The sequence below is a fragment of the Cryptocyanus atlanticus LEGE 06306 genome (genome assembly GCF_056633155.1).
In genome coordinates this window covers 1-24,211 of the sequence record NZ_JBSJOZ010000010.1, presented here as the reverse complement: position 1 = coordinate 24,211, position 24,211 = coordinate 1, and the positions used below count along the sequence as shown (strand labels likewise).

At 68.3% G+C, this 24,211-nt stretch carries 24 protein-coding genes, 1 tRNA gene, 1 other RNA gene and 1 riboswitch; of the genes, 15 read left to right on the top strand and 11 right to left on the bottom strand.

Going from position 1 to position 24,211, the window contains the following annotated elements; all coding sequences use genetic code 11:
• Position 1 precedes the first annotated feature (1 nt).
• Positions 2-1,204, bottom strand: coding sequence for an agmatinase (gene speB / locus ACWJI7_RS10810; protein ID WP_479937873.1), 1,203 nt, complete (start codon positions 1,202-1,204; stop codon positions 2-4).
• A gap of 26 nt (positions 1,205-1,230) precedes the next feature.
• A riboswitch (guanidine-I (ykkC/yxkD leader) is annotated at positions 1,231-1,350 on the bottom strand.
• A gap of 103 nt (positions 1,351-1,453) precedes the next feature.
• Between speB and ACWJI7_RS10805 the strand changes: the two genes are divergently transcribed.
• Positions 1,454-2,149 carry a class I SAM-dependent methyltransferase gene (locus tag ACWJI7_RS10805; RefSeq protein WP_479937871.1) on the top strand — a complete coding sequence of 232 codons (696 nt, stop codon included), beginning with the start codon at positions 1,454-1,456 and terminating at the stop codon, positions 2,147-2,149.
• Here the strand turns inward: ACWJI7_RS10805 and ACWJI7_RS10800 are convergent, their stop codons facing one another.
• The gene (locus ACWJI7_RS10800) at positions 2,150-3,013 is read right to left on the bottom strand and encodes an aldose epimerase family protein (RefSeq protein WP_479937869.1); all 864 of its coding nucleotides are present in this window, start codon (positions 3,011-3,013) and stop codon (positions 2,150-2,152) included.
• Positions 3,010-3,936, bottom strand: coding sequence for an alpha/beta fold hydrolase (locus ACWJI7_RS10795; RefSeq protein ID WP_479937868.1), 927 nt, complete (start codon positions 3,934-3,936; stop codon positions 3,010-3,012). The genes ACWJI7_RS10800 and ACWJI7_RS10795 overlap by 4 nt, the downstream gene beginning before the upstream one ends.
• Positions 3,937-3,988: 52 nt before the next feature.
• Here ACWJI7_RS10795 and ACWJI7_RS10790 point away from each other — a divergent pair, with 52 nt between their 5' ends.
• On the top strand, positions 3,989-4,285 hold the full coding sequence (locus tag ACWJI7_RS10790; protein WP_479937866.1) for a hypothetical protein: 297 nt from the start codon (positions 3,989-3,991) through the stop codon (positions 4,283-4,285).
• Positions 4,286-4,316: 31 nt separating this feature from the next.
• Here the strand turns inward: ACWJI7_RS10790 and ACWJI7_RS10785 are convergent, their stop codons facing one another.
• On the bottom strand, positions 4,317-4,883 hold the full coding sequence (locus ACWJI7_RS10785; protein WP_479937864.1) for a methyltransferase family protein: 567 nt from the start codon (positions 4,881-4,883) through the stop codon (positions 4,317-4,319).
• The gene (locus tag ACWJI7_RS10780; RefSeq protein ID WP_479937863.1) at positions 4,852-6,189 is read right to left on the bottom strand and encodes a cation:proton antiporter; all 1,338 of its coding nucleotides are present in this window, start codon (positions 6,187-6,189) and stop codon (positions 4,852-4,854) included. The genes ACWJI7_RS10785 and ACWJI7_RS10780 overlap by 32 nt, the downstream gene beginning before the upstream one ends.
• Positions 6,190-6,493: 304 nt before the next feature.
• On the opposite strand from ACWJI7_RS10780, the gene ACWJI7_RS10775 reads away from it, so the two are divergent.
• The 3 genes from ACWJI7_RS10775 to ACWJI7_RS10765 all read left to right on the top strand — a co-directional run bounded on the left by ACWJI7_RS10775 (position 6,494) and on the right by ACWJI7_RS10765 (position 12,590).
• Positions 6,494-8,929, top strand: a complete 2,436-nt coding sequence (locus ACWJI7_RS10775) for a phosphoketolase family protein (RefSeq protein ID WP_479937861.1) — start codon at positions 6,494-6,496, stop codon at positions 8,927-8,929.
• Positions 8,930-9,001: 72 nt separating this feature from the next.
• The gene (locus tag ACWJI7_RS10770; protein WP_479937859.1) at positions 9,002-11,524 is read left to right on the top strand and encodes a glycogen/starch/alpha-glucan phosphorylase; all 2,523 of its coding nucleotides are present in this window, start codon (positions 9,002-9,004) and stop codon (positions 11,522-11,524) included.
• A 1-nt stretch (position 11,525) separates the two neighbouring features.
• On the top strand, positions 11,526-12,590 hold the full coding sequence (locus ACWJI7_RS10765) for an acetate/propionate family kinase (RefSeq protein ID WP_479937857.1): 1,065 nt from the start codon (positions 11,526-11,528) through the stop codon (positions 12,588-12,590).
• Here ACWJI7_RS10765 and ACWJI7_RS10760 read toward each other — a convergent pair.
• Both ACWJI7_RS10760 and ACWJI7_RS10755 read right to left on the bottom strand, forming a co-directional pair.
• Positions 12,587-13,066: a hypothetical protein gene (locus ACWJI7_RS10760; protein ID WP_479937855.1), complete on the bottom strand. Its 480-nt coding sequence runs from the start codon at positions 13,064-13,066 to the stop codon at positions 12,587-12,589. The two genes, ACWJI7_RS10765 and ACWJI7_RS10760, sit on opposite strands and share 4 nt — an antisense overlap.
• A gap of 27 nt (positions 13,067-13,093) precedes the next feature.
• A complete protein-coding gene (locus ACWJI7_RS10755) occupies positions 13,094-13,423 on the bottom strand; it encodes a hypothetical protein (protein WP_479937853.1) in 330 nt (109 codons plus the stop codon).
• A gap of 226 nt (positions 13,424-13,649) precedes the next feature.
• On the opposite strand from ACWJI7_RS10755, the gene ACWJI7_RS10750 reads away from it, so the two are divergent.
• From ACWJI7_RS10750 to ACWJI7_RS10730, 5 genes are all read left to right on the top strand, one after another.
• Complete coding sequence (locus ACWJI7_RS10750) at positions 13,650-15,233, top strand: SulP family inorganic anion transporter (RefSeq protein ID WP_479937851.1); 1,584 nt, start codon at positions 13,650-13,652, stop codon at positions 15,231-15,233.
• Positions 15,234-15,250: 17 nt separating this feature from the next.
• The gene (locus ACWJI7_RS10745; protein WP_479937849.1) at positions 15,251-15,739 is read left to right on the top strand and encodes a GNAT family N-acetyltransferase; all 489 of its coding nucleotides are present in this window, start codon (positions 15,251-15,253) and stop codon (positions 15,737-15,739) included.
• Between the two features lie 139 nt (positions 15,740-15,878).
• Positions 15,879-16,565 carry a DUF6629 family protein gene (locus tag ACWJI7_RS10740; RefSeq protein WP_479937847.1) on the top strand — a complete coding sequence of 229 codons (687 nt, stop codon included), beginning with the start codon at positions 15,879-15,881 and terminating at the stop codon, positions 16,563-16,565.
• Entirely contained in the window at positions 16,558-17,088 is a 531-nt protein-coding gene (locus ACWJI7_RS10735; RefSeq protein ID WP_479937845.1) for a hypothetical protein, read from the top strand. Before ACWJI7_RS10740 ends, ACWJI7_RS10735 begins: the two co-directional genes overlap by 8 nt.
• A gap of 19 nt (positions 17,089-17,107) precedes the next feature.
• Positions 17,108-18,250, top strand: a complete 1,143-nt coding sequence (locus tag ACWJI7_RS10730) for an alpha/beta hydrolase (protein WP_479937843.1) — start codon at positions 17,108-17,110, stop codon at positions 18,248-18,250.
• Here ACWJI7_RS10730 and ACWJI7_RS10725 read toward each other — a convergent pair.
• Positions 18,234-19,667 carry a hypothetical protein gene (locus tag ACWJI7_RS10725; RefSeq protein ID WP_479937841.1) on the bottom strand — a complete coding sequence of 478 codons (1,434 nt, stop codon included), beginning with the start codon at positions 19,665-19,667 and terminating at the stop codon, positions 18,234-18,236. The genes ACWJI7_RS10730 and ACWJI7_RS10725 overlap by 17 nt on opposite strands.
• Positions 19,668-19,687: 20 nt before the next feature.
• Between ACWJI7_RS10725 and ACWJI7_RS10720 the strand changes: the two genes are divergently transcribed.
• On the top strand, positions 19,688-19,927 hold the full coding sequence (locus tag ACWJI7_RS10720) for a hypothetical protein (RefSeq protein ID WP_479937839.1): 240 nt from the start codon (positions 19,688-19,690) through the stop codon (positions 19,925-19,927).
• 77 nt (positions 19,928-20,004) lie between these two features.
• On the opposite strand, the gene ACWJI7_RS10715 is transcribed toward ACWJI7_RS10720, so the two are convergent.
• A complete protein-coding gene (locus tag ACWJI7_RS10715) occupies positions 20,005-20,775 on the bottom strand; it encodes an alpha/beta hydrolase (protein WP_479937837.1) in 771 nt (256 codons plus the stop codon).
• Between the two features lie 488 nt (positions 20,776-21,263).
• Between ACWJI7_RS10715 and ACWJI7_RS10710 the strand changes: the two genes are divergently transcribed.
• Complete coding sequence (locus tag ACWJI7_RS10710) at positions 21,264-21,842, top strand: hypothetical protein (protein ID WP_479937835.1); 579 nt, start codon at positions 21,264-21,266, stop codon at positions 21,840-21,842.
• A gap of 102 nt (positions 21,843-21,944) precedes the next feature.
• Here the strand turns inward: ACWJI7_RS10710 and ACWJI7_RS10705 are convergent.
• A tRNA-Arg gene (locus ACWJI7_RS10705) sits at positions 21,945-22,018 on the bottom strand.
• 72 nt (positions 22,019-22,090) lie between these two features.
• Here ACWJI7_RS10705 and rnpB point away from each other — a divergent pair.
• An RNA gene (gene rnpB, locus ACWJI7_RS10700) (RNase P RNA component class A) lies at positions 22,091-22,496 on the top strand.
• An 18-nt stretch (positions 22,497-22,514) separates the two neighbouring features.
• Complete coding sequence (gene rnc / locus ACWJI7_RS10695) at positions 22,515-23,255, top strand: ribonuclease III (RefSeq protein ID WP_479938001.1); 741 nt, start codon at positions 22,515-22,517, stop codon at positions 23,253-23,255.
• Here the strand turns inward: rnc and ACWJI7_RS10690 are convergent.
• Complete coding sequence (locus tag ACWJI7_RS10690; RefSeq protein ID WP_479937833.1) at positions 23,221-23,433, bottom strand: NAD(P)H dehydrogenase subunit NdhS; 213 nt, start codon at positions 23,431-23,433, stop codon at positions 23,221-23,223. The genes rnc and ACWJI7_RS10690 overlap by 35 nt on opposite strands.
• A gap of 78 nt (positions 23,434-23,511) precedes the next feature.
• Here ACWJI7_RS10690 and rimM point away from each other — a divergent pair, with 78 nt between their 5' ends.
• Positions 23,512-24,072 carry a ribosome maturation factor RimM gene (gene rimM, locus ACWJI7_RS10685; RefSeq protein ID WP_479937831.1) on the top strand — a complete coding sequence of 187 codons (561 nt, stop codon included), beginning with the start codon at positions 23,512-23,514 and terminating at the stop codon, positions 24,070-24,072.
• The last annotated feature ends 139 nt before the right edge of the window (positions 24,073-24,211 follow it).

Below are 24,211 nucleotides of genomic sequence, written 5' to 3'. Positions count from 1 at the left end.
CTCACCTCCACGTCTGATCGACCTGCATGTTGCAGACCTCATGCAGCCAGGCCGGCTTCTGTTTGCGCGGCAGCTGGCCGCTCACCACCAGGTGGGCCATGGTGTCGCAGATCACCCGGGTGGCCATCAGGGAGGTCATGTCGCTGATGTCGTAGGGGGGCGACACCTCCACCAGCTCCAGGCCGCAGACCGGCACGTTGCGCACGATCAGCTCCAGCAGCTTCAGCGCTTCTCTGGGCAGCAGGCCGCCGGGTTCTGGCCAGCCGGTGCCGGGCACGAAACCGGCGTCGATGCAGTCGATGTCGAAGGAGATGTAGACGCAGTCGGTGCCATCGGTGGCGCGCTCGATCGCGTACTGGGCGGCCGCCTCCAGGCCCATGTCGCAGATATCGGTGACGGTGAGCACGTTGGTGCCCCGCTCCCGGCACACCTTCACCCCTTCGCGCGGCACCTGCCAGCCGCCGATGCCAAGTTGCACCAGGTTTTCGGCCGGGGCGTTGGCCATGTTCGTGGCGTGGAACCACGGACAGGTGTGCATGCGTTCGTCGAGGTCGATCTCCTGGGTGTCGACGTGGCGATCGAAATGGATGATGCCCACCTTCTTGTCGCCCAGGTGGCGGCACACCCCCCGCACGGTGGGAAAGCCGATCGAGTGATCGCCGCCGAGGATGATCGGGAAGGCGCCGCTGGCGAACACGTGCGCCACGCCCTTGGAGATCTGATCGAAGCTCTTCTCGTTGTTGGCGGGAATCGTGAAGATGTCGCCCACATCGCAGAGCCGGATCGACTCACGCAGGTCGACCCCCATCTCGTAGTTGTAGGGCGTGTAGAGGGCCGAGATGCGGCGGATGCCCTGGGGGCCGAAGCGGGTGCCGGGCCGGTAGGTGGTGCCGGAATCGTGGGGCACCCCCAGGATCGCCACATCGAATTCGCCGACGCGGTTCACGTCTTCGATGTAGGGCGCCTTCATGAAGGTGTTGATGCCCGCGTAGTGGGGCAGCTCGCCGCGCGAGAAGGTGGAGATGCGCCGGTCAACGATGCTCTCAGCCGCCTCCAGCCCGTAGCGCAGGCCCTGGTCCACCTCCTGCTGCCAGCCGGTGAGCGGCAGGCGGGCTTCTTTCTCCAGGGCTTCAGCGCCCTGACGGCCAGCGGGCGCCGTGGTGCGGCGGTCAAAGGCCCCTTCAGGGCCTGGCGATGCGGTCATGGCACAACACGGAGGTGGGGGTGGCGGTCTCCCGGGCTTTTATCCCTCCGTGCAACCGGGTGACCCCGGTGAGCTTCTCTCGGACCAGACATCCCCAGGCGCGTGGGGACGCACCGGAGGGGATCGGAACCCTAGAAACTTCTTCCGCCGCTCGAATCTCAACCGAGTGGGGTCTGGCTGCTGTTGTGATGGCTACCGAGTGCGCCCCCCCTGCGGCGTCCACGCTCCAGGATGGTGCGGAGAGGACCGGTGACGGACGCACTCAGGAGGGACCCCATCGCCACGATCAGCCCCGAGGCCCACGCCGGCCAGGCCGTCTACACCACAGCCACCCTGAGAACCTATGACCTGGTGGTGCTGGGCCTGTCCAACCAACTGGTCTGGCGATGCCCGAGCCGACACCTCCGGGATCTCTACGACCGCTCGATCACTGCCAATCATCTCGATGTGGGGGTGGGAACCGGCTACTTCCTGCGTCACGGCCGGGTTCCCTGCGTGAGCCGACGCATCGCCCTGATGGATCTGAACCCGAACTGCCTGAACGCCGCCTCGGCCGCCCTTGCGCCCCATCGCCCCGAAACCTACCGATGCAATGTGCTGGAGCCGATCAGCCTGGCCATGGAACCGTTCGATTCGATCGGACTCAATTACCTGCTGCACTGCCTCCCCGGAGGCATGGCGCGAAAGGCCGTGGTCTTCGATCACCTGAAGCCGCTGATGCGGCCCGGGGCCTGCCTGTTCGGATCCACCCTGCTGCAGGGGGATCGAGTCCCGCGCTCCTGGGGGGCGCGGCGGTTGATGGAGGCTTACAACGCCAGAGGGATCTTCTCCAATCGGCAGGACACCCTGGGGACCCTCCAGCAGGAACTGGAGCGGCGCTTCCGCCAGGTGACGGTGGAGCTGAGGGGCTGCGTTGCCCTGTTCACGGCCCGGGACGGGACCTGATCAGGTCGGGGGGAAGGCCCGCGCCTCGTAGCGACAGCTGAGCTCGACCACGTCCCCCGGCTCGACCTCCAGCCTCCGCTCCCCGGAGACCAGGGCTCCCCGGGGGGCACTCCAGGGCTCAAGGCAGACCATCGGCCGGGGCGGGTCGCTCCAGACCACCGCGAGATCGAAGGGGTGGGTGGGTTGCAGCTCCACCTCCAGGCCGGCCGGCGGGTCCAGCAGGCGCACGGGACCGAGGGGCTCGACCAGCAGATCCACCCCCTGTTCCAGCTCACCCAGCTGGGCGGCGGTGGGAGCGTGGGCCATGCTCCGGTGATCGAAGCAGCGCTCGGGCAGGCCCTCCAGGGTCGCGGCGGCCAGCGAGCTGACGGCGAAATAGGGATGGAGGCCGAGGGCAAAGGGCAGGGGGCGATCGCCGCGGTTGGCCACCACCGCAAGGATCGCCAGGGCGGAGGGTTCGAGCCGCAGCTCAAGCCGCAGCTCGAAGGCGAAAGGATAGTGGGCACGGCTGGCAGGGCTGTCCCTCAGGCTGAGCGCCACGCCGCCCCCGTCAGCGAGCTCTGCCAGCTCCCAGGGGAGATCCCGGGCGAACCCATGCTGCCCGAGGTGGAACACCCCCTCGGGCAAGGGGAGCCGATTGTCCGGCAGGTTGCCGCAGATCGGGAACAGCACGGGCATGCCTCCCCGCACCGAAAGGGCCGGATCCGCGAAGCGGGCCTCATCGAGGTAGAGCAGCTCCCGCCCGTCGCAGCGCCAGCCACTGAGTAGGCCACCCCGTTCAGGCACCAGCCGCAGCCGATCGGCACCGTCGGCGGCGCTGAACTCCCAGTGGGGGTAAGGGGTCTGTCGGTGGGTGAGGCTCACGGGGCCAGGGGGGAGGGAAGGTCGGCGATCCACTCCAGCAGGGCGGCATTCACCGGAACGGGGACCTCGTCATGGGGGCAATGCCCGGCCTCCAGCACCACTTCGGTGGTGACGGCCGGGGCATGGCGCTGGAACGAGGCCCGCCGGCCGGCGGCGTTGATCCAGGGATCGCGGATCCCCCAGAGCAGCAGCAGGGGGCACTCCAGTTCGGCGAAGAGCTCGTCAAGGGGCTGGCCACGGGGGATGTCGAAGACGGTGCGGAACACCCCGAAGGCACCCGGATCCAGGGAAGGGCGACGGATGGCCTCCACCAGGTCGTCGGTCACGTTGGTGCGGTCGACGTAGACCTGATTCAGGGTGCGGCGGATCGTGGCCGGTCGCCGCAGATTCTCGAACAGCAGCCGCTGCAGCACTGGACTGCGCAGCAGGGCGCCGCCGATCGTGCGGCGGGCGATCGCCCCCCAGCCCATCGGTTCGGCCTGCTCATCGCTGAATGGACCGGCGGCGTTGAGCAGGGCCACCCCCGCCGCCCCAGGGCCCAGGGCCGCCCCGGCGGCCAGGGCGGCGAACCCGCCCAGGGAATTGCCGACCAGCACGGTGGGCCGGCCGATCCGCTCGTGCACGTAGGCCATCAGCTGGTCACGCCAGAGGGCGCCGCCATAGGCGAGGCCGGCCGGCTTGGCGCTGCGGCCGAATCCGAGCAGATCGAGCGCGTGCACCTCATGGCGTTCGGCCAGCACGGGGATGTTGAAGCGCCAGTGGTCGGTGGAGGCGCCGAAGCCGTGCACCAGAAGGATCGCGGGTCCAAGCGGCTGCTCCGGGCGCCGGCTCAGGCTGTGGACCGCATGCCCCCGGTACGACCAGCCCCGGGCGGGCTCGGAGCGGATGGCGGTGGTCGCGGGCTCCGGGCTTGGGCTGGACAACAGGGGTGTGACGTGGTGGTCGATGCTAGGGATCCCTTTGGGAGTCCGCTCCGTGACCGACTGGTCGAGCCTGCTGCCCGGAACCGCGCTATGGGCCCTGGCGCTCTACCTGCCCTTGTCGGTGCCGCTGGGCCGGTTCGAGGCCGCCCTGGCCGAGGGCCCGCTGGGGGAAGGCCCGCGCCAGATCCTGCTGCTGCTCAGCAGCCTGCTGCTGGCCCTGGCGGTGGGAGGGATCACCCAGCTGGGTCTGAGCTGGACCCTCAGCCCCAGCTGGGCCGCCAGCCTGGGGTTGATGGCAGTTCTGGCCGGAGCGTTCTGGACCCTGGCCTCCCGGCGGGAGGAGAGCTGAGCGGAACGACCGGGCCCTGCGGCGGGAGGGTTCAGGAGCGCCAGTCGAGCCAGGGCAGGCCGCTCATGATGGCGGGGGTCTGCCGGCAATAGGCCCGATAGCCGGGATGGCGTTGCAGCAGGGCTCGCTCCTCGCGCCGGGCCTTGCCGCCCAGCACGGCGGCCAGGGCCAGAAACAGGGCGAGGTGCAACAGGCTGCCGAGGGCCAGGGTCAACCCCAGGGAGCTGATCAGGATCGCCCGATAGAGCGGATGGCGGCAGCGGGCGTAGGCGCCGTGGGTGATCAGCCGGGCCCCGGGCTTGGGGTCGGGCAGGGGGGTGAGGCTGGCGCCGAGATCGAAGAAGGCGCTGGCGGCCAGCAGGAGGCCCACGCCCAGCAGCACCCAGCCGGCCAGACTGAGGGCCACGGGCCAGCGCAGACCCAGGGCGGCCGGCGGGGGCGTGGCCGGCAGCAGATGCAGGGCGATCAGCAGGAGCTGGGCGACCAGCCACCACTCGCCGCGGCGGTGATCGAACCAGCCCCCGACGCTCAGGCCCCAGTCCCGCAGGGCCGGGGGCAGGCGGCGATCAGGCCGGTTGATTGGCCAGGGTCTCCTCACGACTCAACACCACCCGCAGCAGGATCGGGGACAGGAAGGTGGTGCCGATCACCATCAGCAGGATGGCGGCTTCCAGGGCCGGGGTGAGCAGGCCGGCCTGGGTGCCGAGACCCAGGAAGATCAGCCCCACTTCTCCGCGGGGCATCATGCCCAGCCCCACCACCAGCCGGTTCGTTTTCTCCTTGCTCACGTAGGTCCAGCCCGCGGCCACCTTGCCGATGATCGCCACGACCAACAGGAAGGCCGCCATCACCAGTCCGGCCCGGTTGGAGGGATCCATCGGATTGAGCACCGACAGATCCATGCTCGTGCCGATCAGGACGAAGAAGATGGTGGCGAACAGCGACACCAGAGGCTTGACGGTCTCCTGGATCGCGTGGGTGTGGCGCGAGCCGCTCAGGATCAGACCGGCCGCGAAGGCCCCCAGGGCCGCCTCCAGTCCGATGGCCTGGGCGGCGAAGCAGCAGAGGCAGAGCACCACGAAGGAGGCCACCACCACCTCGCCGGGGGCCTTGAGCCGATCGAGCAGCCAGTCGAAGGCGGGGGCGGCGGTGCGGCTCAGGAAGAGGGAGGCGGACACGAACACGGCGGCCGCGAGCAGCAGCTTGATGATCGGGCCGAGCTCGAGGGAGCCCCCGCCGGCCACGGCCACCACCACGGCGAGGATCACGATGCCGAGGATGTCATCGAGAACGGCGGCGCCGATCACGGTCTGGCCCTCCCGGGTCTTGAGGTACTTCAACTCCCCGAAGACACTGGCCGTGATGCCGATGCTGGTGGCCGTCATGGCGGCGCCGGCGAACACCGCCGGGATCATCGGCACGTCGAAGAAATAGAGCAGTCCGAAGGTGCCCAGGGCAAAGGGCAGGGCCACGCCGGTGACGGCCACCGTGGTGGCCTGGGCACCCACCGCCACCAGTTCGTCCAGTTCGCTTTCCAGACCGGTGAGAAACAGCAGGGCGAACAGGCCGAGGGTGGCGACGGCCTGCAGGTTCGGGAAGGTCTCCATGTAGATCGCCTGCACCGCATCCGGGGGGAGATCGGCCAGGGATCCCACCGCCGCCGTGAACCAGTTGCTGAGATCGGCCCCCGTTTCGGGCGGCAGGATCAGGTGCAGCCCGGAGAGACCGATCAGGACCCCGGCGACCAGCTCACCGAGGATGGTGGGCAGCTGGAGCCGCACCATCAGCTCGGCCAGGCTGCGTGCGGCCAGGAAGATCAGCAGAAACCGTCCAACCCCGATCAGGGTTTCGGCCACCTCGCCGTTGTGGTTGCCGATCTCGAGCAGGAGGGTCGGGAAGGTCATGGATGCCTGGAAGGGTCCGGAACCGGAAGTTGGCGGTGACGTTAATGCCGATGGAGCCGCTCCATGGCGGTTGCTCCGCTCCGGGACCGCGCGGCGATCAGTGAATCCACATCGAGCGGCGTGGAACGGCCGGGCCCGCCAGGATCCCTCCTCCAACCGGGGCCCTGACCGGACCGGGTGGTTCGAGCGGTCGCCGGAGGGTCTCCGGGAGCACACCGGCGGCACTCAGGGCACCACAGGACCATGCCGGCACCCCCGAAACGCCATAGCGTGATGGCGAGATTCGATCCATCCCGGCAACGCCATGACCCTCAGCACCGAACGCTCCCTTGCCGGGGATGCCTTGGATCCGATCGATGAGGCCGAGCTGCGCCTGATCGACGCCTGGTGGCGCGCCGCCAACTATCTGGCCGTGGGGATGATCTATCTGCAGGGCAATCCCCTGCTGCGGGAACCCCTGCATCCCGATCAGATCAAGAATCGCCTGCTCGGCCACTGGGGCTCCAGTCCGGGGGAGTCCTTCATCTGGGCCCACGCCAACCGGCTGATCCGTCGCCATGACCTGGAGATGATCTACCTCTCCGGGCCCGGCCATGGGGCCCCGGGGGTGCTGGCTCCCACGTACCTCGATGGCAGCTACAGCGAGATCTATCCGGACAAATCCGAAGATCTGGTCGGTCTGACGCGCTTCTTCAAGCAGTTCTCCTTCCCCGGCCACATCGGCAGCCACTGCACCCCGGAGACCCCGGGCTCGATCCATGAGGGCGGCGAGCTCGGCTACGTCCTCTCCCATGCCTGCGGCGCCGTCTTCGACAATCCCGACCTGATCGCCCTGGCCTGCGTCGGGGACGGCGAGGCCGAAACCGGCCCCCTGGCCACCTCCTGGCACATCAACAAGTTCCTCAACCCCCGCAGCGACGGGGCCGTGCTGCCGGTCCTGCACCTCAACGGCTACAAGATCGCCAACCCCACCCTGCTGGCGCGGATCAGCCACCAGGAGCTCGAGAGTCTGATGCGGGGCTATGGCTGGACACCGCTGTTCGTGGAGGGCCATGACCCCGCCCGGATGCACCGGGCGATGGCCGAGGCGATGGAGGAGGCGGTGGGGCGGATCCAGACGATCCGACGCCAGGCACGCAGCGGTGCGGAACTGGTGCGGCCCGCCTGGCCCATGATCGTGCTGCGCTCCCCCAAGGGGTGGACCGGACCGACCCAGCTCAACGGCCACAAGCTGGAGGGTTTCTGGCGCTCCCACCAGGTTCCCCTGCCTGCCCCCCGCCAGGATCCCGAGCAGCTCCGCATGCTCGAGATCTGGCTGCGGAGCTACCGCCCCGAGGAGCTGTTCGACGCCAACGGCACCCTCCGTGCCGAGCTGAAGGCGCTCTCCCCCAGCGGCCAGCGGCGGATGGGATCAAGCCCCCACGCCAACGGCGGCCTGCTGCGCCGCAAGCTGCGCCTGCCGCCGATCGCCGACTACGCCGTGCCGGTGAGCCAACCGGGCCGGATTGAGGCGGAGAACACGGCCGCGCTCGGAGCCCTGCTGCGGGACAGCATCGCCCGCAATCCCGATTCGCTGCGCGTCTTCGGCCCCGACGAAACGGCCTCGAACCGGCTGCAGGCCATCTACGAGGTGAGCAAGAAAGTGTGGATGGAGGAGTTCCTGCCCGAGGACCTCGACGGCAGCGAGCTGGCCCGCGAGGGCCGGGTGGTGGAGATGCTCTCCGAGCACACCCTGGTGGGGATGATGGAGGGCTATCTGCTCACCGGCCGCTACGGCTTCTTCCACACCTATGAGGCGTTCGCCCATGTGATCGCCTCGATGTTCAACCAGCACGCCAAATGGCTGGAATCCTGCATCCACCACGCTTCCTGGCGGGCGCCGATCGGCCCCTGGAACTGCCTGATCTCCTCCACCGTCTGGCGGCAGGATCACAACGGCTTCACCCACCAGGACCCGGGCTTCATCGATCTGGCCGGCAACAAGAGTGGGGAGGTGGTGCGGGTCTACCTGCCCGCCGACGCCAATGCCCTGCTGGCTGTGGCGGAGGAGGCGTTCGTGGAGACGAATGTCTGCAACATCATTGTTTCCGACAAGCAGAAGCACCTGCAGTACCTGTCTCTGGAGGACGCGCGCCGGCATGTGGCCAAGGGCATCGGTCTGTGGGCCTGGGCCAGCAACGACCATCAGGGCGAATCCCCCGACGAACCGGATGTGGTGATGGCCTGCGCCGGGGACATCCCCACCAAGGAAACCCTGGCGGCGGTGGAGATCCTCAACCGGGAGATCCCCTCTTTGCGAATCCGGGTGATCAATGTGGTCAAGCTGTTCGCGTTGACGGAGCCCAGCGAGCATCCCCACGGCCTGTCGGATCGGGATTTCGACACCCTGTTCACCACAGACCGGCCGGTGATCTTCAACTTCCACGGCTATCCGTGGCTGATCCACCGGCTCACCTATCGCCGCACTAATCACCTGAATTTCCATGTACGCGGGTACAAGGAGAAGGGCAATATCAACACCCCGCTCGAGTTGGCGATGAACAACCAGATCGATCGCTTCAACCTGGTGATCGATGTGATCGACCGGGTCCCGGCCCTCGGCTCACGGGCCGCCCACGTCAAGGAACGCATGAAGGAAGCGATCCTGGCCAACCGTGACCATGCCCACACCCACGGGATGGATTCCCCTGACATCACTCATTGGCGCTGGGGCGCCAGTCAGACTGTCGGCAGCCAATGACCGGGTCGGCGGGCCGTTTCAGGCCCTCACCTCCACCCTCTCCGCTGTCCTCCACCCCCGCCGAACCCTGCGATGACCGAAGCCCCACCGCGCCAGCTCAGGCTGCCGACCCCGGGCTGCTATGCCGATCCGGACCGGAGCGGCCTCACGGCCGACGGGGTGTTCGACGGCATGACCGAGCACCTCTTCTACACGCTGGGCAAGCTGGCCCCCACCGCGAGCCGCCATGACCTCTACATGGCGCTCAGCTACGCCATCCGTGACCGGCTGATGACCCGCTACCTGGCGGGCATCGAAGCGATCTCGGCCAACCCGATCCGCGTGGTGGCCTATCTCTCGGCCGAATTCCTGATCGGCCCCCAGCTCAGCAACAACCTGCTGATGCTCGGCATCGAGGACGAGGCGGCCGAGGCGCTGAAACGCTTCGGCGTCGCCGGCCTTGAGGAGATTCTCGAAGTGGAGGAGGAGCCGGGCCTCGGCAACGGGGGGCTGGGCCGCCTGGCGGCCTGTTACCTGGAATCCCTGGCCAGCCTCGAAATCCCGGCCACCGGCTATGGCATCCGCTACGAATTCGGCATCTTCGACCAGCTGATCCGCGATGGCTGGCAGGTGGAGATCACCGACAAGTGGCTCAAGAGCGGCTGGCCCTGGGAGCTGCCCCACCCCGACCAGGCCTGCTTCGTGGGCTTCGGTGGCCGCACGGAGAGCTACCGCGACGTCCGGGGCCATTACCGGGTGCGCTGGATCCCCTCGGAGCACGCCATCGGCATTCCCCACGACGTTCCCGTGCTGGGCTACCGCGTCAACACCTGCGACCGGCTGCGGCTCTGGCGGGCCGAAGCCTCCGAGAGCTTCGATTTCTACGCCTTCAACATCGGTGACTACTACGGCGCCGTGGAGGAGAAAGTGGGCTCGGAAACCCTCTCCAAGGTTCTCTATCCCAACGACGGCACCGACGAGGGCCGGCGGCTGCGCCTGAAGCAGCAGCACTTCTTCGTGAGCTGCTCCCTGCAGGACATGCTGCGCAGTCTGGAACTGCGGGGTCTGCCGATCAGCGATTTCCCCGAGCACTGGGCGGTGCAGCTCAACGACACCCACCCGGCGATCGCCGTGGCCGAGCTGATGCGGCTGCTGATCGACGACAAGCTGCTCGGCTGGGACGCGGCCTGGGACATCACCACTCGCTCGCTTTCGTACACCAACCACACCCTGCTGCCGGAAGCCCTGGAGAAGTGGGGGCTGGCCCTGTTCGGCAGCCTGCTGCCGCGCCACCTGGAGTTGATCTACGAGATCAACCGCCGCTTCCTGCAGACGGTGCGGTTGAAGTTCCCCGGCAACGACCAGATTCTGCGGCGGGTCTCGATCATCGATGAAGCCGATCCCAAATCGGTGCGGATGGCCAACCTGGCCACCGTGGGCTGCCATCACATCAACGGCGTGGCGGCGCTGCACAGCGATCTGGTGCGCACCGAGCTGTTCCCCGACCTCGCCTCCCTCTGGCCCGAGAAGTTCACCAACGTCACCAATGGTGTGACCCCACGCCGCTGGATCGCCCTGGCCAACCCGTTGCTGCGCGGACTTCTCGATGAGACGATCGGCGCCGACTGGGTCCGCAACCTCGATGAGCTGCGGCGGCTGGAGGCCTTCCAGCACGACGCCTCCTTCCTGCAGCGCTGGGAACAGACCAAGCTCCAGGTGAAACGCCAGCTCGCCCAGTACATCCACCGCCAGAGCGGGCTTCTGGTGGATCCCGCCTCGATGTTCGACGTGCAGGTGAAACGGATCCATGAATACAAGCGGCAGCACCTCAACGCCCTGCAGGTGATCGCCCAGTACGTGCGGATCAAGACCGGCCAGGCCGATGGGCTTGCTCCGCGCACGGTGATCTTCGGGGGGAAGGCGGCGCCGGGTTATTACATGGCCAAGCTGATCATCCGCTTCCTGAACGGCATCGCCGAGACGATCAACGCCGACCCCGACATGGACGGACGCCTGCGGGTAGTCTTCCTGCAGGATTACAACGTGAAGCTCGGCCAGAGAGTGTATCCCGCCTCCGATCTCTCCGAGCAGATCTCCACCGCCGGCCTGGAGGCTTCCGGCACCGGCAACATGAAATTCGCCATGAACGGAGCGCTCACGATCGGCACCCTCGATGGAGCCAACGTGGAGATCCGGGAGCAGGTGGGAGCTGACAACTTCTTCCTGTTCGGCCACACCACCGACGGGATCAGCGCACTGCGGGAGCAGGGTTATCGGCCCTGGGAACTGATCCGCAGCATCCCGGAGCTGCCTGAGGTGCTGCGCCTGGTGGAGCAGGGGCATTTCAGCAACGGCGACGGCGATCTGTTCAAACCGCTGCTGGAGAACCTCACCGGCCGCGACGCTTACTACGTGTTCGCCGATTTCACCGATTATCTGCGCGCCCAGGCTGCGGTCAGCCAGGCCTGGGCCGACCGACCCACCTGGAATCGCATGTCGTTGCTGAACACGGCCCGCACCGGCTTCTTCTCTTCCGACCGCTCCATTCGCGACTACGCGGGGCGCATCTGGAAGGCGGAGCCGTTCCCGGTGACGATCAGCTGCGAGATCGACTGAGATGGCCGCAGCCCAGCGCCCTCTGCTGGTGCTCAACGTGGGTAGTTCCAGCCTCAAGGCCTGCGTGATCGATGGCCACGGCAGCCGTCTTTGGGAGGAGCAGCGGCCCTGGAGCCTGGATCAGCAGCCGGCTGAGGCGACGGGGCTGGCCGAGGCCCTGGCCCCCTGGCTCGATCGGCTGGAACTGGTGGCCCACCGGGTCGTGCACGGCGGGGAGCGCTTCACCGCTCCCAGGCGGATCGACGCCGAGGTGGAGCGCGGCCTGGGGGCCCTGGTGCCCCTGGCCCCGCTGCACAACCCTCCGGCGCTGGCCGTCATCCGCTGGCTGCGGCGCTGGCGACCGGAGTTGCCACAATGGGCCTGCTTCGACACCGGCTTCCACCGCACCCTGCCGGCCGAGGCCTTCACCTATGCCCTGCCGCCGGCCTGGCGCCGACAGGGGTTGCGGCGTTTCGGCTTCCACGGGCTCAACCATCAGCATGTCAGCGAAGTGGTGGCGGCCCGGCTGGATCCCCCCCCCGGGCTGAACCTGATCAGCGCCCACCTGGGAGCGGGCTGTTCGCTGGCGGCCATCCGGGACGGTCGCAGCCTGGACACCACGATGGGTTTCACTCCCCTGGAGGGGCTGGTGATGGCCAGCCGCAGCGGTTCTCTGGATCCGGGTCTGCTGCTGCACCTGCTCCGCCAGGGGGTGTCGGTGGACGCTCTCGAGACGGGTCTGCAGCGGGAGGGGGGCCTGAGGGGGCTCTCGGAGCTGTCCGGCGACATGCGGGAGCTCAGGCATGAGGCCGGACGGGGCCACGCCGGCGCCCAGCTGGCCCTGGCCGTGTTCCGCCACCGCTTGCTGCAGGGCATCGGAGCCATGGCGGCGAGCCTGGGGGGGCTCGACGTGCTCGCCCTCAGCGGAGGGATCGGCGCCAACGACAGCGCCCTGGAGCAGGAGCTGATCGAAGCGCTCGGCTGGCTGAAGCCCTTCACCTGCCTGCGCATCCCAGCCGATGAGGAGGGGATGATCGCCAGACTCTGCCGGCGGGCGCTCGCTGGGGGAGGGCCTGGAGGGTCCTAGCTCCGGTGGTCGGGCAGGTCGGGCGTCTGATGGAGCAGGCGGTTGAGACGCAGCCGATCGGCGTTGAGCGGATCGGGGGCCAGTTCACCGGCCAACTCCCGGAAGCTGCGCTCCACCTCCTCGGGCACCCGGACATCGAAGATGCGCTCCATCAGGGCCTCGATCGAAAACAGATGGGCGTTGATGTTCTCGAGGTCCCCGATCGCCTGCTGGAGCGGCTCATTCTCCGGATCAGTGCTGGATCCGCCACCGGGCTGGGCCGCAGCGGCGGGCTCCGCGGCAGAGGGTTCCGTCTCAGCATCCCCGTGGGCCTTCTGCAGCTCTTCCAGCACACGGCCCGCCAGAGTGCGGAACGACTGAAGGGCCGCCCAGTTGAGTTCCTGCTGCTGACGCAGGGTGGGATTTTCGCGGATCAATCGGTCGTGTTCCCGATAGAACCGTTGACAATCAGGGCATTGGCAGGGCTCTTCGGGCACCGCGCTCCCTTGGTTCCTCTGCGCCCATCATGGCATTGGATGTGAAGTGCCGCCGGGGAGAGGATCCTCTCCGCCGTCCCCCTGGAGAGCGGGAAGGGGGATCTCGATCGAACTGACCAGCTGGATCACGTCACGGAGCCGCATCGAATCGGCGAACCAGCCCATCGCCTGCTCCACATCGCCCCGGCGTTCCGCCTCGCCCGACTGGTCTTCGTGGGCTTCCGCCAGCAGGGCCAGCCAGCAGAGGCAGCGGGCCTGCACCACCGAGAGATCGATGTCGTCGGGCTGGCTGCGGGCGATGCGCTCACTCTCCTGCTGGACCAGCAACCTCAGGCGCAGATCGTGAAGCTGGGTCATGGAGACATCACGGCCAAACCCACGCTAGCGACGGAGGGGGAAGATGCCAGACCACTACAGGTAGTGGTCACTACCGGAGTCCTGGACGGATGGTACGGTCACTTCATGCGTCCCCTTCCCCCGTAGGTCATGCAGATGAGCGGGTGGAGCCCAGGCTCCCCGCATCCGAGCAAGACCACCGGGGCTGCCCCGGTGCCCCGAGCCTGGCTCCCCAGCACCGTTCCAGATGACGCAGACGTTGATCGATTCGACGCGACGCCCGCCGCCACGACGCGATCCAGGGCCGACGAACTGGTGGGGCCGTCCCCACCGGGAGATTCTCTCGGGGCTGGTGGTGGCCTTCGCGATGATCCCGGAGGCGATCGCCTTCTCCGGCATCGCTGGGGTGGCCCCGCAGGTGGGTCTGTTCGGCGCCTTCTGCCTGGCCGTGACCCTGGCCGTGGTGGGGGGACGCACCGCCATGATCACCTCGGCCACCGGCTCCACCGCCCTGCTGATGACGGGGCTGGTCCAGCAGGGGGACCTGCAGGGTCCGGGCCTGGGGCTGCAGTTCCTGCTGGCGGCCGGCCTGCTCACCGGTGTGCTGCAGATCGCCTGGGGATACCTGAGGCTGGCTCACCAGATGCGCTTCGTGCCCCAGCCGGTGATGGCCGGCTTCGTCAACGGCCTGGCGATCCTGATCCTGCTGGCCCAGCTCCCCCAGCTGGGGCTGGATGTGTTCCATCCGGAGACGGTGGTGGTCACGGCCGGTCAGCTGCCGGCGGTGTGGGGGCTGATGGCCCTGACCCTGGCGATCATCTATGCCCTGCCCCGTCTCACCCGGGCGGTGCCTTCGGCCCTGGTAGCCATCCTGGCCACCACGGGCCTCTCGATCGCCCTCGGGCTCGATCTCCCCACCGTCTCGAGCCTGGGCACCCTGCCCGTCGGGCTTCCCGGGTTCGCCCTGCCACAGGTGCCGTTCGATCTCGCCACCCTCGGGCTGATCCTGCCGACGGCGCTGGCGATCTCCCTGGTGGGTCTGATGGAAACATTCCTCACCCAGGACATCCTCGATGACCTGACCGACAGCACGACCCACAAGAACCGCGAGGCGCGGGGTCAGGGCATCGGCAACATCGTCAGCGCCCTGTTCGGCGGCATGGCCGGCTGCGCCCTGGTGGGGCAGTCGGTGATGAACATCAACAACGGCGCACGGGCCCGGCTCTCCACGCTGGTCTCGGGCGTCAGCCTGCTGGCGATGATCCTGCTGGCCGGGGAATGGGTGAACCGCATCCCGATGGCGACCCTGGTGGGGGTGATGGTGATGATCGCCCTTAACACGGCCAACCTCCGCTCGATCACCGATCTGCGGGTGGCGCCCCGAAGCGACAGCGCCGTCATGCTCACCACCGTGGTGCTCACGGTGACCACCCACAACCTGGCGATCGGCCTGCTCACCGGCGTGGCCCTGGCCGCCCTGCTGTTCAGCCGCAAGGTGGCCAAGGTGATCGCCGTCGACAGCTATCAGGAGAACCCCGGCCACCGGATCTACATCGTCCGGGGACAGCTGTTCTTCGTGAGTGCGATCTATTTCCGCCAGGGATTCGAACTGCATGAGCATCCGGCTCGGGTCACGATCGACATGGCCGAGGCCCATCTCTGGGATCAGAGCGGCGTGACAGTGCTTGATCAGGTGATCCGCCGTCTGCGGCTCGGGGGCAGCGTGGTGGAGGTGCTGAATCTCAATCCCGAGAGCGCCGATCTGTTCTCCCGCATCGGAGCGGCCCCGGAGGCCGGCGGACGCGGCGGAGCCGTGGGGGCGGGGCACTGATCCCACCGGGTCGCATCATGATGCTTGGATGGCAAGAACGGATTGGACTGTGTTGCATGGAGTGGCAGAAAGGCGCGTTCACCATTTCCTGCGATCCCGCCCGGATCAACCTGGATCTTGTCGTGGATTTTCTTGTTCAGTCCTACTGGGGCAGTGGCATGGAACGCAGCAAGATCCAGACATCCCTGCACCATTCATTAACGTTCAGCCTGCTCAAAGAAACGGATCAGATCGGCTTCGCACGGGTGATCAGCGATCGCTCGACCTTCGGCTATCTCACGGATGTCTTCGTGCTGCCGGAGCAGCAGGGTCAGGGTCTGGGCACATGGCTGATCGACTGTGTGTTCGCCCACCCGGACCTGCAGGGCTTCCGTCGCTGGATTCTGGCCACCAAGGATGCCGAATCCCTCTATGCGAGGTATGGATTCAGCCGTCGGGATGACTCCGGCATGCTGATGCAGAGATTCAACCCTGATGCCTATGCAGAGCCGGGCCAGGCGGACTGATCTCCCCTTCAGACTGGAGGGAGATCCTGACCGGCTTGAGCCGCCGCGGCCAGCCTCTGAGAAGCCTTTGGCAGTTTGTGAAGCAAGGGGCTGGCTTTTGCGCTGATTCTTCTGAGAATGGTCGATCCGCTGATTCCCCATGTGTTTCTCCGCCTCGGCCAGTTTCACGGCCGCCGCCGTACTGATGCCGATGGGGCTCTACAGCATCCAGATCGCCCGCTCCATTCCCCGGCGGGGCTATGGGCCCCTAGCGGCCATCCCCCTCTTCTTCGGGCTGCAGCAATTCGTCGAAGGGCTGGTCTGGACCGGCCTCGACAGCGGCCGCCTGGAACCCCTCACCACCGCCGCATCGGTGGGGTTCCTGTTCTTCGCCTACTGCTTCTGGATGATCTGGGTCCCCTGGTCGGCCTATGCGATCAGCGCGGCCAACGAACCACCCGCCCGCTCGAAGCGATTGCGCTGGGTCTGGATCATCGCCAGTGTGCTGGGAATCGGCTTTTTCCTGCCGGTTCTGATCCACCCACCGCTGGTGCAGCCCAATGTGTTCACCGATGGGCGCATCACCTATCAGGTCCAGACCGTGCTGCACAATTTCATCAACACCGAACCCCTCGGCCAGCTGCTCTACTGGGGCTTCATCGTGGCCCCACTGGTGGCCCTGCGGGACCCTGCGGTGAAGCTGTTCGGCATCTTGATCTTCGTGTCGATCTTTCTCACCTGGTTCACCTACAGCCAGGCGTTCAACTCCGTCTGGTGCTTTTACTGCGCCATTCTTTCCATCGTGGTGATCTGGATCGTGAACCGCCCCGCACTCCGTGATGCCTGAGCAGCTTCTCGTCCAGCTCGCCAACCAGCTGCAGCGGGCCCATCTGGAGGTGGGGCTGATCCTGCTGGTGGGGCTGTCCATCTCCCTGTCCCAGGTGTTCGCCCTGTTGGCCAACCGCATGACACCCCGCCAGATCGCCCTGCAGCTGGTGCTGACCGTGCTGCTGCTCGCCCTGGCCCTGCTGATCGTGGGCCTGGTGGACATGCTGCTGCTCGCGGCGTTCAGCAGTCGCCCGGTGCCGCCCACTGCCTTCCTCAGCCATCTGGGCTCCGCCCTGCTGCCCGGCCTCTTCTACGTGTTGGCGGCCGCTCCGTTCATCGGGGATCTCATCGCCGTGGCCATCTGGGCCCTGATCCAGCTCAATGTGGTGCTGCTGCTGCACAGCCTCTTCGCGGTCCCCTATCGGGAGGCGCTGCTGCTCGCGACGCCCGGCTACGTGCTGGGCCTGGTGGTGGTGGCGATCCTGTTCGGCCAGAGTTGGCATGCCGGTTACCGCCGGCTTGTCGCCGATCTCGATGGCTGAACCGGGTCACCCTGCCGCCATGGCGGCCCCGACCGCGGGCGCGATCCGCAGCCTGCAGCGCAGCCATCGCCTCGCCCAGCGCGGCCTGGTGGTGGTGCTGCTCATGGTGGCGCTGTGGGTGTCGCTGAGCCTGGGGGTGCTCCTGCCGGCGCTGGACGCGGTGTTCAAGCTGGCGGACCTCCGCCTGCTCGCCAGCGTGAGCGGCATCCTGCTGCTGCTGTTGATCCCCACCGCGGGCATCTATTCGCTGATCGGGCAGTACGCCTTCTGGGAGGGCTGGCTGAAGGACCTGCCCCGGCCCGCCGAACTCTTTCCCGCCAGCGCCGCTCCGGCCCGGGTGGCGCTGCCCGCCGGCGTCCCGAGCCGCTTCCTCGTCTACCTCGACGGCATCCATCAGGTGGAGCGGGACCATCCGCCGCGGGTGCTGCGCCTGCTCGAGGAGATCGAACGGGGCCTCGATCCCCACACGGTGCTGATGAAGGGGCTGGAGTCGTACACCGTGCTGCCGGTGAAGCTGGCGGAAGACCGGGGCAGTGCCTGGCTCTGGCGCCGGTTGTTCGCCCTGCAGGAGGAGCACCCCCGCCCCTGGATCCGCTTCCTCGCCGCCTTCCTCGTGCAGGCCAACAACGTGATCAAGGTGGGGATCTCCTCCGACCGGCGCTACGGGCCGATCGCCAACTATCTGCTGGCGCTCAAGATCGTTCACAGCCTGCGGCCGCTCGGCTTCGTCATCGGCTCCCAGCAGCAGGTGGTGCTGCTGGGCTACAGCGGCGGCGGCGAGATGGCGATGGGGGTGGCCGACTATCTCCAGCAGCTCTGTCGGGGCCCGATCCGCATCCTCACCTTCTGCGGCGTCTTCAGCGGCAATCAACAGCTCGCCCGCGTCGAGGCGATCCAACTGGTGGTGGGCAGCCGTGATCCGGTGGCCGCCTTCGGCCGCCTCGCCTATCCCGGCCGCCTGCCCCTGCTGCCGCTCTCCCTCTGGAACCAGGCCCGGCGCCGCGGCCAGGTGTCGCAGCAGCGGCTGGTGGGCATGGGCCACAACGGCGAGCACGGCCCCTTCTCCGACCGCTTCCGCTCTGCCCTGGCCCGCTGCCTGCTGGATCTGATCGGTTCGCCGCCGCCCCGCCGCCGCGGCCCGGCGCTCAACCGGCGCGGCTGAGCTGGAAGGGGCTGGAGGCGGGCGCGCTGCTGCGGATCCGCCCGGCCGCCTCAGCTGCCGCGTCCTTCCCCAGGATGGAGAGATCCAGCGGGAGGGCCTCAAGGGCCCGGTCGTGGCGCTCCAGGGCCCGCTGGTGGCCCTCGCTCCAGCGCCCGGCACCCACCTGCTGGCGGAGGCGCTTGCCACTGCGGCGCAGCCGCTCTCGCCAGATCCCGCTCAACAGAATCGGGAAGAGGGAACAGCGGCCGCGCATGGCCTGCTGCAGCAGCGCCGTGCTGTCGATGCAGAAGCCGAGGCTGCCGTAGCCGCCCACAGGCAGTCTCAGCTCAGCGGCGGTGACGTTGTGCAGCAGGGCCACCACCTCGCACAGATCGAGCAGCTCCAGCAGCTCCTCAGCGTCGAAGGGGGCGTCGAAGTAACGCACCGTGCCGTTGCAGCGGTCGTTCTGCCAGGGACGGTGCAGGTCGTTGAGGCCCTCCCAGCCACACAGCCCCTCGGTGCCCTGGTAGTACTGCAGCACCAGGGACGCCGACGCCGGTTGCCCGGGCGGTGCCAGCTCCAACTCCAGGCAGCTGTGGGGCAGAAGCATGCGCCGTTCCTGCCGATCGGCCCCAGGAGCCCCCGCCGGCTCGAGCAGGCCGGTGCGCAGCGGCAGAGCCAGGGGCACCTGGGCCCAGCCGCCGTTGGGCAGCGGCAGGCTGGCACCCATCCCGAAGCTGGCGACGCTGCTGCGCAGGCGGGCCCGCACCCTCCAGCCCAGGCCCTGCAGCGCCACCACCAGCAACCGGCCCGATCCGCTGCTCTCCAGGATCCAGGGTCGCTCGCTGATCAGATTCGCCGCCAGGCGGTTGAACACCTGGGCCAGCAGGGCATTGCGGCGCCGGCAGGGCTCACTCTGCAGGAACGGCAGCCCGGTGTTGCGAAAGCGCAGGCCGCCGCCCGGGGGGATGGGGCGATCGGTGGGGGGAGCCTCAGGAGTGTCTGGCGGCGGCGCCGCCACCAGGGCGGCGATCGTGCCGGGCAGCGGCAGGGTCGCGCCGCCCCAGCCCAGCGTCTCGGCGCTCCAGCGCTCCAGCGCCGAGGGCCCCCGCCCCTGGCCGGGCATCAGGCCGGGCAGTTCGTCCACCAGGGCGTGAAGCAGGGCCGGGCTGAGCAGCTGTGCCTCCAGCAGGTCCACCAGGCTGCGCAAGCGCGCGGGAACCTGGGCGGGAGCCAGCCGCCAGTGGGGCGGCAGCAGCCAGAGGAGCGGCAGCTGGATGCGGTGGTGGAGGGAACGCCCCAGGCCCTTGAGGAGGTCTTCGCGGCTGATGCCCCGCCGCAGCACGGTCTGACGCAGCGCCTCATCCAGGCAGACCAGGGGAACCGGCGAGGGCCAGGCCGGATCGAGGGCCAGGGGATCGGACTCCAGGCTTGCCAACGACCGTGTGACCCCCAGGGTTGCGTGCCGACCTTCCAGCATGCCGGCCCCCCTTCGCCGCCGGCAGCCCGGTGGCATGCTCCAATTTCATCGCCCGCCTGCGCCATGCCGCCATGGACCGTCGCCACTGGGGGTTGCTGCTTGCCGCCCTGGCCTGCCTGGCGGGGCTGGTGCTCTGGATCGGCGAAATCGACCTGGTGCTGGAGGAGTCCGTCCCCCCAGCCCCTGCCGCTCCACCGGCTCCCGCCGCCGGGCCCTGAGCTGAGCCCGTAGGGGGACATTCCAGAAAGGATGGACCCTGACCGGTCGGTTTCGGTCTCCCCGAGGCTTGGACTCCTCAGAGTCCGGTTCCGGCCAGCAGCGCCGTGCGGAAGGCCGCGGCATCCAGGATCGGTGTGTTGTGGTCGAGGTCGGCAACTACCACCAGCTCCGCCACGCCCGGCCGGAAGGCGCGGTGCAGGGCCCGGGCCCGGGCCACCGGCACCACCGCATCGAACTGGGCCGCCACGATCGTGGTGGGGGCTTGCACCAGGGGGGCCTCGGCCGCCGCCTCCCAGCGGTCGCGCAGCAGCAGGTCCACCGGCAGCCAGGGCATGGCGCCGTGGGCCACCGCCAGCAGGCTGTCGAACGGCACCAGCAGCACCAGCCGCTGCACCGGCTGGGTGGCGGCCAGGTGCACGGCGGGTCCGGTGCCCAGGCTCCGGCCCACCACGCTCACGGCGCTGTGGCGCCTCGCCACCTCGGCGTAGAGGGCCTGGGCATCGGCGCGCAGGGCCGCTTCGCTGGGGCGGCCCTCACTGCCGCCATAGCCGCGGTAGTGGAGCAGGTAGAGGGCGGTGTCCGGCAGCAGGGCGGCCAGCTCGGCGCGGGTGAGCGACACGTCCTCGGCATTGCCGCCGAAGTAGATCAGCGCCTCTGGGCCGGGGTGGGGCCGATGGGCCACCAGCACCCGTTTGCCCTCCACCGGCAGCTCCAGCTGAGCGGTGGGGTCGGCGGCGGGCCGGGGGATGTAGATGAAGGAGCGCTGGGCCACGGCCATCAGCAGGCAGATCCCGCCGTAGCCCAGCGCCAACCAGCCGGCCCAGCCCAGCCAGCGCGCCACGGTCATCGGCCCTGATGCTCAGCCGCGGAGGCTGGGCTCCTGAGGGGAGGACGATCCAGTTCAACCACCAGCACGACTCCCCAGAATGGCGGCTCACCGCTCCCCCCGGCCCGGATCGCTCCACCGACTGCCACCGCCGGCGGGACCTGGGCGCGCAGCCTGAGCAGGGCCGGATTCCGGGGGGGGGGGGGGAGCGGGCCAGATCGGCGCCACAGCAACGGGCTAAGCCAAGGCATTTCACCCTATTGATTCAGGAGATACTCAACCCTGGAGATGATTCGCTTCGGCGGTCCACTCCAGGGTTGGCCATGGTCAGCGAATGGCCACAGTGAAGGCCACGGGTGAGCACTCCGGACTGCAAAAATTGGATCCGCCAGAATGAGCGAAGCCCTTCGGTGCCCCTTCCCCCGATCAAGCAACTGCTCCGGGTGGGAGCAGGGTGCGCTGCTGCCCTGGCTGTGGGGGCTAGCAGGCCCGCCGGGGCCATTCAGTATGTGTTCACCGGAACCACATCTGGAGCCACCTTCATCGACGATTCGGGGCCTAGCTTCAACGGCACCATTTCCGGGTCGTTCAACTTCACGAACCCAGGGGGAAATAATCCAACATTCACAGACATTTCCGTGACCGCCGTCTGTTTCGAAGGGGCTAGCGGCCAAAGCGACCCATGTGATTTTTTCGGCCCAGAAACTGGAAGCAGGGAAAATACGACGACCTTCACAAATGTCATCTTCTACAACGGAACCAATACCCTCACATTCAATAACAATCCAACAGGCAACGTGGATGTGCTTCAGATCACTTTTTCTGGCGGAGCCCTCACCGATTCCGTCGGCACAAGGCCTCTTACGGGAGGGTTCTATTGCAGCGCCAGTACTCCCACCTCGGGCCTGAACGCTGGTCAGAATTGCGGTGGGGGCGAACAAGCGATCTTCACCTCCATCACCGGATCCTTGGTTGCCGTTCCTTCCCCTGTCTCCGGACTGGCTCTGCTGCCGGTTGTCGGTCTGGGTGTCCTCCGCCGGCGCTACCGAAGGCCGACTGCCGCACGATCTCCCTCCAAAGCCCGCTGAAGCGTCGGCTCCGCGCTGCGATCGGATCCACTGCCGGGTGGGTCGGGAAGCGCCGAACGGCCCCGGATGGGCGCGGCCCTCGGAAGGCGGGCCAGGGAAGAACGGGGCTGGCGGGACTCGAACCCACGACCTACGGTTTAGGAAACCGTCGCTCTATCCGGCTGAGCTACAGCCCCCGAGGCAGCCATTATCGGCATGGACCGGCCCCCCGGGAGCATGGACCGCCCCCCTGCCTAGAGTCAGGGACGAAAGCAGGCGAGGTGGTCGCGATCGGAGGGGCGGACGGTCTTCGGACCTCCAACGGCTCCGGTTGAGGAAAGTCCGGGCTCCCCAATGGCCAGGCCTGCTGGGTAACGCCCAGTGCGGGCGACCGTGAGGACAGTGCCACAGAAACACACCGCCGATGGCGCCGGGTTCGCCGGGCGCACAGGCAAGGGTGCAAGGGTGCGGTAAGAGCGCACCAGCAGCATCGAGAGGTGCTGGCTCGGTAAACCCCGGCTGGGAGCAAGGCCCAGGGACAACGGTTGGCCATGACACCCGTCCCGACACCAGCGCGCCGCTCGAGGCCGTCGGTAACGGCGGTCCCAGACAGATGATCACCCCGGGTCGCCATGGCGACCCGGAACAGAACCCGGCTTACGTCCTGCTTTCACCCCTTCTGCCGCCGTGCCCCTGAGCCACGACCGCCGCCACCGGCTGCTCGAGTTCCTGGCCCGTCTGGAACTGGGGCCGAGCCTGCCCGCCGATCTCGACCTGGCGCCGATCGAGGAGGCCCTCACCCACAGCTCCGCCGGCCGGCCCAGCAACCACGAGCGTCTCGAGTTCCTCGGCGATGCCGTGCTGCGGCTGGCCGCCTCCGATTATCTGGAGCGTCACCATGGTCCGCTCAACGTCGGGGAACGCTCGGCCCTGCGCGCCCAGCTGGTGAGCGACCGCTGGCTGGCGGAGCTCGGGGAGTGCTGCGGCATCGAAGCGATGCTCCATCTGGGCCCGATCGCCGCCGCCGACCGGGCGGCCCGTCGCACGATCCGCGCCGAGGCGATCGAAGCCTTGGCCGGCGCGCTCTACGAGGCCTCCGGCAGCCTGGAGCCGGTGCGGCACTGGCTCACCCCCCACTGGCAGCGCAGCGCCGACGAACTGCTGGCCGACCCCTTCCGCCACAACTGGAAGACCGGCCTGCAGGAATGGAGCCAGGCCGCCGGCCTGGGGTTGCCCTCCTACCGGTGCGAGGAACGCAGCCACCGCCACGGGGATCCCCGCCGCTTCCAGAGCTGGGTGGTGCTGGGCGGCACGGCGATCGGAGAAGGCTGGGGGCCGTCCCGGCGCGAGGCTGAACAGCAGGCGGCCCGGGCCGCCCTTGCCGGTGGGGCGGTCTGTCTCAGGCCGGCTCCAGGGTCGCCAGAGGCATCGTGACCAGCTTGTCCCAGTTGCCCCCTTCGAACAGCACCGCCGCCCGGCTGCCGCTGATGCGCTGCACGAAGCCGCGGTAGCCGTTGTAGATCGAGCGAGCGTCGCGCACGACGACCGTGGTCCCGGGCAGGATCGGCAGGGCCGCTTCAGCAACCGCTGGAGATGCGTCAGGTGAAGCCATCGATCGCCCGGTCTTGGTGGGCTCCATTATCGAGCCGAAGGGCAGCATGGTGGGGCGGATGCGGAGCGACGAAACGGCATGGTGACCAGGCAGGGGACCAGGCAGGACGACCCGGAGGCGTTGCTGCTGGTGGGCCGGGTGGTGGCGGCCCAGGGACTCCGGGGCGAGCTGCGGGTCGTTCCCCGCAGCGACTTCCCCGAACGCTTCACCCGCCCCGGCCCCCGCTGGCTGCGCCGGGCGGACGAGCCGGCCCGGCCGGTGACGCTGCTCAGCGGGCGCCAGCTGCCGGGCCGGGAGCTGTTCGTGCTGCGACTGGAGGGGGTGGACAGCCGCCAGGCCGCCGAAGCCCTCGTGCAGCAGGACCTGCTGGTGGCCGCCGGCGACCGCCCCAGCCTGGAGGAGGGCGCCTTCCACCTGCTGGACCTGGAGGGCCTTGAGGTGCGCCTGGCGCCGGCGGGGGTGCCGATCGGCACGGTGGTGGATCTGATTCATGCCGGCAACGACCTGCTGGAGGTGGAGCTGCTAGCGCCGGCCGGCCGCCGGGTGCTGATTCCGTTCGTGATGCCGATCGTGCCGCGGGTCGACATCGCCGCCGGCTGGCTGGAGATCACGCCACCGGCCGGCCTGCTGGATCCCTGAGCCGTACGAACGGACCCGAACAGACCCGGACGGACCGGATCGGCCAATCCCCATACGATTGCCTCAGATCCTTCCTGGTCCCCCATGAGCCCAGCCACGCCCCTGGTGCCCGTGATTCTCTGCGGCGGCACCGGCACCC

Bases quoted from the DNA above. Each gene is read 5' to 3' on its own strand.
- ACWJI7_RS10730 (WP_479937843.1), top strand. From the start codon at position 17,108: ATGGCGGCCCCGACCGCGGGCGCGATCCGCAGCCTGCAGCGCAGCCAT.
- ACWJI7_RS10740 (WP_479937847.1), top strand. From the start codon at position 15,879: ATGTGTTTCTCCGCCTCGGCCAGTTTCACGGCCGCCGCCGTACTGATG.
- ACWJI7_RS10745 (WP_479937849.1), top strand. From the start codon at position 15,251: ATGATGCTTGGATGGCAAGAACGGATTGGACTGTGTTGCATGGAGTGG.
- ACWJI7_RS10755 (WP_479937853.1), bottom strand. From the start codon at position 13,423: ATGACCCAGCTTCACGATCTGCGCCTGAGGTTGCTGGTCCAGCAGGAG.
- ACWJI7_RS10735 (WP_479937845.1), top strand. From the start codon at position 16,558: ATGCCTGAGCAGCTTCTCGTCCAGCTCGCCAACCAGCTGCAGCGGGCC.
- rimM (WP_479937831.1), top strand. From the start codon at position 23,512: ATGGTGACCAGGCAGGGGACCAGGCAGGACGACCCGGAGGCGTTGCTG.
- ACWJI7_RS10770 (WP_479937859.1), top strand. From the start codon at position 9,002: ATGACCGAAGCCCCACCGCGCCAGCTCAGGCTGCCGACCCCGGGCTGC.
- ACWJI7_RS10780 (WP_479937863.1), bottom strand. From the start codon at position 6,189: ATGACCTTCCCGACCCTCCTGCTCGAGATCGGCAACCACAACGGCGAG.
- ACWJI7_RS10765 (WP_479937857.1), top strand. From the start codon at position 11,526: ATGGCCGCAGCCCAGCGCCCTCTGCTGGTGCTCAACGTGGGTAGTTCC.
- speB (WP_479937873.1), bottom strand. From the start codon at position 1,204: ATGACCGCATCGCCAGGCCCTGAAGGGGCCTTTGACCGCCGCACCACG.
- ACWJI7_RS10715 (WP_479937837.1), bottom strand. From the start codon at position 20,775: ATGACCGTGGCGCGCTGGCTGGGCTGGGCCGGCTGGTTGGCGCTGGGC.
- ACWJI7_RS10750 (WP_479937851.1), top strand. From the start codon at position 13,650: ATGACGCAGACGTTGATCGATTCGACGCGACGCCCGCCGCCACGACGC.
- ACWJI7_RS10775 (WP_479937861.1), top strand. From the start codon at position 6,494: ATGACCCTCAGCACCGAACGCTCCCTTGCCGGGGATGCCTTGGATCCG.
- ACWJI7_RS10690 (WP_479937833.1), bottom strand. From the start codon at position 23,433: ATGGCTTCACCTGACGCATCTCCAGCGGTTGCTGAAGCGGCCCTGCCG.